Here is a 7,923-nt window from a genome sequence, read left to right on the forward strand (position 1 = left end):
GGGTGGGGGGGCGGGGGGGCGGGGGGCGCGCGGGCCCCCCCCCCCCCGCCCCCCCCGCCCCGCCGGCGGGGGGGGGGGGGGGCCCCCGGGCCCGGGCACGCGGCCCTCGGGCGAGGCTGGGTTCGGCTCCGCTGGAGTGGCCCCGGCCGGGCCGGGTTCGGCCGCCCGGACCCCCGCTTCGAGAACCGGCGGAGCCGAATCGGGCCTGGCGACGCCGGGATTGGGTTCGGCTGGGGGGAGGATGGGGGGATGCGGATCGTGGTCACCGGCTCGGCCGGGCTCATCGGAACGGCGCTCGTGCGCTCCCTGCGCAAGGACGGCCACGACATCGTGCGCCTAGTCCGCCGCACCTCCACCGCCCCGGACGAGGCCGAGTGGGACCCCCGCCGCGGCTACGTCGCCCCCGCCGCCCTGACCGGCAGCGAGGCCGTCGTGCACCTCGCCGGGGCCGGGGTCGGGGACCACCGCTGGTCGGCGAGCTACAAGCGGGAGATCCGGGACAGCCGCGTGCTCGGCACCACCGCGATCGCCACCGCCGTGGCGGCGATGGAGCGCCCGCCGTCCGTCCTGGTCTGCGGCAGCGCCATCGGCTACTACGGCGACACCGGCCGGCGGGCCGTGGACGAGAGCGCTCCGGCGGGCACCGGCTTCCTGCCCTCCGTCTGCGTGGAGTGGGAGGCCGCCGCCGCCCCCGCCGCGGCGGCCGGGGTGCGGACCGCCTTCGCCCGGACCGGGCTCGTCGTGGCGGCCGAGGGCGGCGCCTGGGGCAAGCTCTTCCCGGTGTTCCGGGCGGGGATCGGCGGCCGCCTCGGCGACGGCCGCCAGTACTGGTCGTACATCTCCCTGCACGACGAGATCGCGGCCCTGCGCCACCTGATCGTCACCCCGGAGCTGTCCGGCCCGGTGAACCTCACCGCTCCGGAGCCGCTGACCAACCGTGAGATCACCGCGGCCATGGGGCGCGTACTGCGGCGGCCGACGGTGTGCACCGTACCGGCGGCGGCGATGCGGATCGCGCTGGGCGAGTTCTCCGAGGACGTGCTGGGCAGCCAGCGGGTGCGGCCCGCGCGGCTGTTGGAGTCCGGGTTCGTCTTCCGCCACCCGGGGATCGACGAGGCGATCGGGGCGGCGCTGGCGCGTTCGTGAGCATCGGGGGCGCATTCGCGGGGGCGCGCCGACCGGCGGACGCCGCTCGGCGTGCGACCGTTTGTGACCCGCATGCGACCCGCGCATGTCCGCAGTGCGACCGGTATGCAACCGGAAACGTTCGGAAAAGCGCATCCAACTCGGGTTCTGCTGGAGCTGGTTGGGGGAAGGAGGACCAGACAAGCCGCGCCGACCTCGGGGAGGGGCACGTGCTCAGCAGCGCACACCGTGCAGACGTAGTCATCGTGGGAGCCGGAGTCTCAGGACTCGCGGCGGCACACCATCTGATCGCAGCGGGGGTCAGCGTCACCGTCCTGGAGGCCGCCGACGATCCCGGCGGCCGGATGGCCACCGAGCGGACCGGCGGATTCCGATTGGACCGGGTCGGTCAGCTCCTCAACACCTCGTATCCGGAACTGGCCCGCACACCCGGCCTGGAAAACCTGGTCCTGCGGCCCTTCGCACCCGGCGTCCTCGTCCACAGCGAGGGAAAACAGCTGAGGGCCGGCGCCCTCACACCGGCCCGCGCCCTCGCCAGCGGCTCGCTCGACCAGGCCCGGCTCAGCGCCGCGCTCGGTCGTCTCGCGGCCCTGCCCGAGGAGCGGATCCTGGCCCGTCCCGAACGCACCGCGCTCGCCGCGCTGCGCAGTCGGACCCTGCCTCCGCGCACGGTCGCCGGGGTCCTGCGACCCCTGCTCGCCACCCTGCTCTGCGATCCGGAGCTCACCACCTCCAGCCGGGTCGCCGACCTCGCGCTGCGCCGCTTCGCCCGCGGCCGCCTCGCGGTGCCCGAAGGCGGCGCCGCCGCCCTGCCCGCGCACCTGGCCGCCGGGCTGCCGCCCGGCACCGTGCGCACCGGCGTGCGCGTGCGCTCGGTGGCCACCAACCTGGTGACCACCGAGGAGCACGGCGACTTCGCCTGCCGCTCCGTCCTGCTCGCCACCGGCGCCCGCGCCGCGGCCGAGCTGCTGCCGGGCCTGCGCGTGCCCCGCTTCCACGAGATCACCGTCATCCACCACGTGACCACCGCCGAGCTGCCCTGGGACGGCTCGCTCCTGCTCGACGGCGACCCCCGGTGGCCGCTCGCGCACACCACCGTGATGAGCGCGGTCGACCCGAGCCGCGCCCCGGCCGGGCGCTCGCTCGTCAGCACCACCGTGCTCGGACCGCCGCCGCCCGCCCGGACGGTGGCCTCCCGCCTCGCCCGGCTCTACGAGACCTCCACCCGGGACTGGGAGCCGCTCGCCGTCCACCACACGCCCGAGGCCGTCCCGGCCATGCCCGCGCCGTACGACACGCGGCGCACGGTCCGGCTGCTCGCCGGGTTGTACGTGTGCGGCGACCACCGGGACACCAACACCGTGCAGGGCGCCCTGCACTCGGCGCGCCGCGCCACCACCGCCGTCCTGCGCGACTTCGGCATCCCGGTGCCGGTCGCGGAGCCCGTCGTACCGGCGGCTGCCTGAAACCACCCAGTGCGGGGCCCGGTCTCCCGAGGGGGACCGGGCCCCCGGCACGTCCGGGGTGCGCGGAGGTGCCGGGGGGCCGGCTACGACAGCGACGCCACCCGGTCCCGGTAGGTCCGCACGGCCGCCGCGTCCCGGTAGGGCTCCAACCGCCGCTCGAAGTCCCGTACGTACTCCACCGCGCGCACCGAGCGCATCTCCATCGCCTGCTGCGCCGCCTCCGCGCCCAGGGCGCACGCCTGGTCCAGCTCGCCCAGCCCCAGCCGCGCCGTGGCCAGCACCACCCGGCAGAAGAGCCGGGAGCGCGCGAAGCCCGGCGCGCGCAGCTGGAGCGAGCGCTCCGCGTGCTGCGCCGAGGCCCGGTACTGCTGGAGGTCGCGGTGGCAGTGCCCGAACTCGTCGGCCAGCTCCGCCTCGTCGAAGGTCCGCGCCCAGTGCGGTACGTCGTCCCCGGGCCGCGCGGCGCCGAGCGCGCGTTCCGCCCGGACGAGGGAGGCGGTGGCCGCCCGCACCTCGCCCAGTACCGCGTGCCCCCGCGCCTCCGCCGCGTGCAGCAGCCCCTGGACCACCTGGGGCGGGCCCGACCCGACGCCCTGCTGGGCGACCCGGGCCAGCTGTACGGCCTCCCGCCCGTGGCCGAGGTAGACCGCCTGGCGGCTCATGGTGACCAGGACGTAGGCGCCGTAGGGCCGGTCCCCGGCGGCCTGGGCGAGGCGCAGGGCCTGGACGAAGTAGCGCTGGGCCAGCCCGTGGGCGGCGATGTCGTAGGAGGTCCAGCCCGCGAGCCGGGTCAGGTCGGCGGCGGCCGCGAAGAGCCGCCGCCCGGAGTTCTCGCCGTAGGTGCCGCGCAGCATCGGCTCCGCCTCGTGCTCCAGGTAGCGCACCAGGGCCTGGCGGGCGTGACCGCCGCCGTAGGCGTGGTCGAGCGCCCGGAAGAGCTCGCCGACCGATCTGAGCGCGGCGATGTCCCCGGAGGTGACCCGTTGGCCGGGGCCCCGGTCGATCTGGCGCTGGCGGGGCACGGTCGACCGGTTCTGGGCCGGGATCCGCGAGGCGCCCGGGTCCGAGCCCCGGGCGACGCGCTCGTCGGCCCGGCCGATCAGCCAGTCCCGGCTGGGGACGACGAGTCCGGCCGGGGTGAAGGCGATCTTCCGCAGTTCGGCGTGCGAACCGGAGTCCTTGCGCCACAGGCCGCTCGCGATGTCCACGGCCTCCTCGGGGGTGGCCGCGAACTCCAGTCCCGCGTAGACCGGGGCGCAGGCGTCCAGGCCGAGGTCCTGCGCCGAGAGCCGCCGCCCGAGCCGCCGGGTGAACACTTCGGCGATCAGCGCCGGGGTGGTTCCGCGCGGCTGTTGTCCGCGCAGCCACCGGGTGACCGAGGTCTTGTCGTACCGCAGATCGAGACCGTGCTCCAGACCGAGCTGGTCCACGCGGCGGGCGAGCCCGGCATTGGAGAACCCGGCCTCGGCGATCAGTGCCGCGAGCTGCCGGTTGGGGACGCGCTGGGCTGGTCGTTCCGTCATCGGCTCCACGGTCTCCTGACGTGACGGACCGGTGTCCCGGCCCTGTGAACGGCGTGAATGTAGCGGCGAACACTGCCCGGACCGCCCCTTCTATCCCACATTCATCCGATCGTGCGAAGAACCGGGCAGGCCCTTTACGGACGGGTCCCGCATCCCCGCTTAAGCTGCGGGCATGACCCGCTGGCCCCACGAGTCGCACGCTGTACCGGAATCCACCGCACCGCTCCTCGCGCCCGAGATCACCGAGGCCGAGTGCCGCCGGTGCGGCACGCTGATCGCCGGGCTCGACGGGCGCTACGCCTGCGGTGTGTGCGGCTGGGTCAACGACCACTCCGAGGGCCACCGGCGGCTGCCGCGGGCCGACGAGGACCCGGACCGGCCCCCGCGGGGCCGCAAGCAGCCCCGCCGCCTCCCGGCCCCGCCGCCCGAGACGGCCTAGGCACCCGCCGCCCGAGCCCGCGCAGGCGCCTTCCGGGCCCCGTGCGGGGGCCCTGCCGGGCCGTCGAGGGGGCGCCGTACGCTGGGTGGGTGCGATATGGGTGCGATATGCACGCACAGCGGGTTTCAACGAGGAGGCGCTGCGGTGGCTGAGCTGCGGTTTGTCCATCTGGGCTTCGGTCCGGATGCCGTCGAGTACACCGAGGCTTGGGAAGAGCAGCGGCGCGTCCACGCCGCACGCTTCGCGGACGAGACCGAAGACACCTGTCTGCTGCTGGAGCACCTCCCGGTCTACACGGCGGGACGGCGCACGGCCGACAGCGAACGCCCCCTCGACGGCACCCCGGTGGTCGACGTGGACCGCGGCGGGAAGATCACCTGGCACGGCCCCGGCCAGCTCGTCGGCTACCCGATCATGAAGCTGCCCCGCCCGGTGGACGTGGTCGCCCACGTCCGGCGGTTGGAGGACGCGCTGATCCGCACCGCCGCCGACTTCGGCCTGGAGACCAGCCGGGTCGAGGGCCGCTCCGGCGTCTGGGTGCTCGGCGACCCCGTCGAGGACCGCCCCAAGCTCGGCGGGCTGTCGCTCGACTTCGACCCGAGGCTCGCGGACGAGGAGTTCGACCCCCGGCTGAACGGGCCGGAGTACGCGCCGTCCAACGCCGGCCAGCGCCGCGAGGACCGCAAGCTCGCCGCCATCGGCATCCGCGTCGCCAAGGGCGTCACGATGCACGGCTTCGCGATCAACGTGAACCCCGACAACACCTGGTTCGACCGGATCGTCCCCTGTGGCATCCGCGACGCCGGTGTGACCTCGCTCTCGTACGAACTGGGCCGCGAGATCACCATCGCCGAGGTGCTGCCGGTCATCGAGGGCCACCTGAGGGACGTCCTGGAGGGCGCCGACCCGCGGCCGCGCGTCATCGAGCCCGCGGCCTCCTAGACCGGGGGGAGCCCCGGGGGAGCCGCGGGGGAATGCGTCCGGCCGCCCGCAGGTTGGCCGACGTAAGAACGTATGAATTTACGGGCGTACCCTGGTGGGCGCCGAAGAATCGAAGTCACAGGGAGCCGGTCGTGTCCGCAGTCGCACCCGACGGACGCAAGATGCTGCGCCTGGAGGTCCGTAACGCCCAGACGCCCATCGAGCGCAAGCCCGAGTGGATCAAGACCCGGGCGAAGATGGGTCCCGAGTACACCAAGATGCAGGCCCTGGTGAAGGGCGAAGGACTGCACACGGTGTGCCAGGAAGCCGGCTGTCCGAACATCTACGAATGCTGGGAGGACCGCGAGGCCACCTTCCTCATCGGTGGCGACCAGTGCACCCGGCGCTGCGACTTCTGCCAGATCGACACGGGCAAGCCCGAGGCGCTGGACCGTGACGAGCCGCGCCGCGTGGGCGAGTCCGTGGTCACCATGGACCTGAACTACGCCACCATCACCGGTGTCGCCCGCGACGACCTGCCGGACGGCGGCGCCTGGCTCTACGCCGAGACCGTGCGCCAGATCCACCAGCAGACGGCGGAGCGCGCCGGCGGCCACACCAAGGTCGAGCTGCTCGCCCCCGACTTCAACGCGGTGCCGGAGCTGCTGGAAGAGGTCTTCGCCTCCCGCCCCGAGGTCTTCGCGCACAACGTCGAGACGGTCCCGCGCATCTTCAAGCGGATCCGCCCCGGTTTCCGCTACGAGCGCTCGCTCGACGTGATCACCAAGGCGCGCGAGTACGGCCTGGTGACCAAGTCGAACCTGATCCTCGGCATGGGCGAGGAGCGCGAGGAAGTCACCCAGGCGCTCAAGGACCTGCACACCGCGGGTTGCGAACTCATCACGATCACCCAGTACCTGCGGCCCTCGTCGCGGCACCACCCCGTGGAGCGGTGGGTGAAGCCGGCCGAGTTCGTGGAGCTGGCGAAGGAGGCCGAGGACATCGGTTTCTCCGGCGTGATGTCGGGTCCGCTGGTGCGCTCCTCGTACCGCGCGGGCCGGCTGTACCAGCAGGCGATGGACCACCGGACGACTGTGTGAATTCGCGCACAAAGTCCTACTGAGCAGTAACACCACGGCGACGCGGCCCCTAGGCTCCCTCAAGGGAGACACCTGGCGGGCCGCGTCAATGTTTCATCATCGTTTGACCAGTCGGTCATGCCCTGGTAACACCAATCAGTGACGCTGGCTCCACGCACCGCACACGGCGCGCACGCACGGCGCATGCGCGGCGCACGCGCCGCACCCGCACGGCACCCACGAAGTTCCACCGGAACCGCGAAGCTCCACCGACGAGAGCACCAGAGAGGGATCGACATGCAGGCCGCGCCCGTTCGCGCCATCGCCATCCCGTCGTTCACCGACGCCTTCCGGGGCATCGAGTCGCTGCTCATGAGCGGCGCCCGTCGCAACGCCTGGACGGCGGTGCTGGAGGACCGCCGCAGGGCCAAGGACCGCGTCGAAACCGAGCACGTACTCGAGGCCGCGGCGACCCGGACTCCGCAGGCCACGTAAACTTCGCTGCATGGCGAGGAAGTCAAACGCAGAGACTGCTGCGAACCCCGGGCGACTGAAGCAGATCGCCCTGACGTACAAGATGACCCGTAAGGCCGACCCGAAGGTCGGTCTCATCGTCGCGGGCGTGGGAATCGTCACCTTTGGTGTCGTCCTCGGGATCGGCTTCCTGATCGGCTACCCGGTCTATCTGGGCATCCTGGGATTCCTGGTCGCCTTCCTGGCGATGGCGATCATCTTCGGCCGGCGTGCCGAGGCCGCTGCCTTCGGGCAGATGGAGGGCCAGCCGGGCGCCGCCGCGGCGGTCCTGGACAACGTGGGACGGGGATGGACCACCACCCCCGCCATCGCGATGAGCCGCCAGCAGGACATCGTGCACCGCGCGGTCGGCAAGGCCGGCGTCGTGCTGGTCGCCGAGGGCAACCCGAACCGGGTCAAGAGCCTGCTCGCCGCCGAGAAGAAGAAGATGAAGCGCGTCATGCCGGAGATCCCGGTGCACGACATCATCGTCGGCACGGGCGAGGGCGAGGTGCCGCTCAAGAAGGTGCGCACGACGCTGCTCAAGCTGCCGCGCGTGCTCGCGGGCCCGCAGATCACCGAGGTGAACGACAAGCTGCGCGCCATGGGCGACCTGATGAGCAACATGCCCATCCCCAAGGGGCCCATGCCGGGACGCGGCGCCCGGGGCGGTCAGCGGCCGCCGCGCGGCTGACCCGTATTGCATACAAGACATACAAGTGGGGGGGGGGGGCGCGGGGGGGCGGGGGGGGGCGGCGGGGGGGGGGGCCCGGGGGGGGGGGGGGTCTTCGGGAGGGGGCGGGGGCGTTGCGGAGAGGACACCGACGCTGCGCTAA

Annotated in this window: 8 protein-coding genes; 7 read left to right on the top strand and 1 reads right to left on the bottom strand. The window is 73.4% G+C overall.

Features of this window, described 5'->3' with window-relative positions; genetic code table 11:
- The first annotated feature begins 249 nt into the window (after positions 1–249).
- Positions 250–1,146: a TIGR01777 family oxidoreductase gene (locus tag ACIBEA_RS32705; protein WP_399266824.1), complete on the top strand. Its 897-nt coding sequence runs from the start codon at positions 250–252 to the stop codon at positions 1,144–1,146.
- A gap of 209 nt (positions 1,147–1,355) precedes the next feature.
- Positions 1,356–2,612 carry an FAD-dependent oxidoreductase gene (locus ACIBEA_RS32710; protein ID WP_399266825.1) on the top strand — a complete coding sequence of 419 codons (1,257 nt, stop codon included), beginning with the start codon at positions 1,356–1,358 and terminating at the stop codon, positions 2,610–2,612.
- Positions 2,613–2,695: 83 nt separating this feature from the next.
- On the opposite strand, the gene ACIBEA_RS32715 is transcribed toward ACIBEA_RS32710, so the two are convergent.
- The gene (locus tag ACIBEA_RS32715; protein WP_399266826.1) at positions 2,696–4,135 is read right to left on the bottom strand and encodes a regulator; all 1,440 of its coding nucleotides are present in this window, start codon (positions 4,133–4,135) and stop codon (positions 2,696–2,698) included.
- Between the two features lie 172 nt (positions 4,136–4,307).
- Between ACIBEA_RS32715 and ACIBEA_RS32720 the strand changes: the two genes are divergently transcribed.
- The 5 genes from ACIBEA_RS32720 to ACIBEA_RS32740 all read left to right on the top strand — a co-directional run bounded on the left by ACIBEA_RS32720 (position 4,308) and on the right by ACIBEA_RS32740 (position 7,781).
- Entirely contained in the window at positions 4,308–4,574 is a 267-nt protein-coding gene (locus tag ACIBEA_RS32720; RefSeq protein WP_399266827.1) for a hypothetical protein, read from the top strand.
- A 144-nt stretch (positions 4,575–4,718) separates the two neighbouring features.
- Positions 4,719–5,516, top strand: coding sequence for a lipoyl(octanoyl) transferase LipB (gene lipB / locus ACIBEA_RS32725; protein WP_399266828.1), 798 nt, complete (start codon positions 4,719–4,721; stop codon positions 5,514–5,516).
- Positions 5,517–5,647: 131 nt separating this feature from the next.
- Positions 5,648–6,595 (top strand): lipoyl synthase, encoded by a 948-nt coding sequence (lipA, locus tag ACIBEA_RS32730; RefSeq protein WP_399266829.1) that lies wholly within the window; start codon positions 5,648–5,650, stop codon positions 6,593–6,595.
- Between the two features lie 276 nt (positions 6,596–6,871).
- On the top strand, positions 6,872–7,069 hold the full coding sequence (locus ACIBEA_RS32735) for a hypothetical protein (RefSeq protein WP_214937012.1): 198 nt from the start codon (positions 6,872–6,874) through the stop codon (positions 7,067–7,069).
- A gap of 10 nt (positions 7,070–7,079) precedes the next feature.
- The gene (locus ACIBEA_RS32740; protein WP_399266830.1) at positions 7,080–7,781 is read left to right on the top strand and encodes a DUF4191 domain-containing protein; all 702 of its coding nucleotides are present in this window, start codon (positions 7,080–7,082) and stop codon (positions 7,779–7,781) included.
- Positions 7,782–7,923 lie beyond the last annotated feature (142 nt).

This window comes from Streptomyces sp. NPDC051555, assembly GCF_044454405.1.
Taxonomy (GTDB): domain Bacteria; phylum Actinomycetota; class Actinomycetes; order Streptomycetales; family Streptomycetaceae; genus Streptomyces.

Excerpts from the sequence above, each read along its gene's own strand:
- ACIBEA_RS32735 (WP_214937012.1), top strand. The coding sequence starts at position 6,872 with ATGCAGGCCGCGCCCGTTCGCGCCATCGCCATCCCGTCGTTCACCGAC.
- ACIBEA_RS32720 (WP_399266827.1), top strand. The coding sequence starts at position 4,308 with ATGACCCGCTGGCCCCACGAGTCGCACGCTGTACCGGAATCCACCGCA.
- ACIBEA_RS32705 (WP_399266824.1), top strand. The coding sequence starts at position 250 with ATGCGGATCGTGGTCACCGGCTCGGCCGGGCTCATCGGAACGGCGCTC.
- ACIBEA_RS32740 (WP_399266830.1), top strand. The coding sequence starts at position 7,080 with ATGGCGAGGAAGTCAAACGCAGAGACTGCTGCGAACCCCGGGCGACTG.
- ACIBEA_RS32715 (WP_399266826.1), bottom strand. The coding sequence starts at position 4,135 with ATGACGGAACGACCAGCCCAGCGCGTCCCCAACCGGCAGCTCGCGGCA.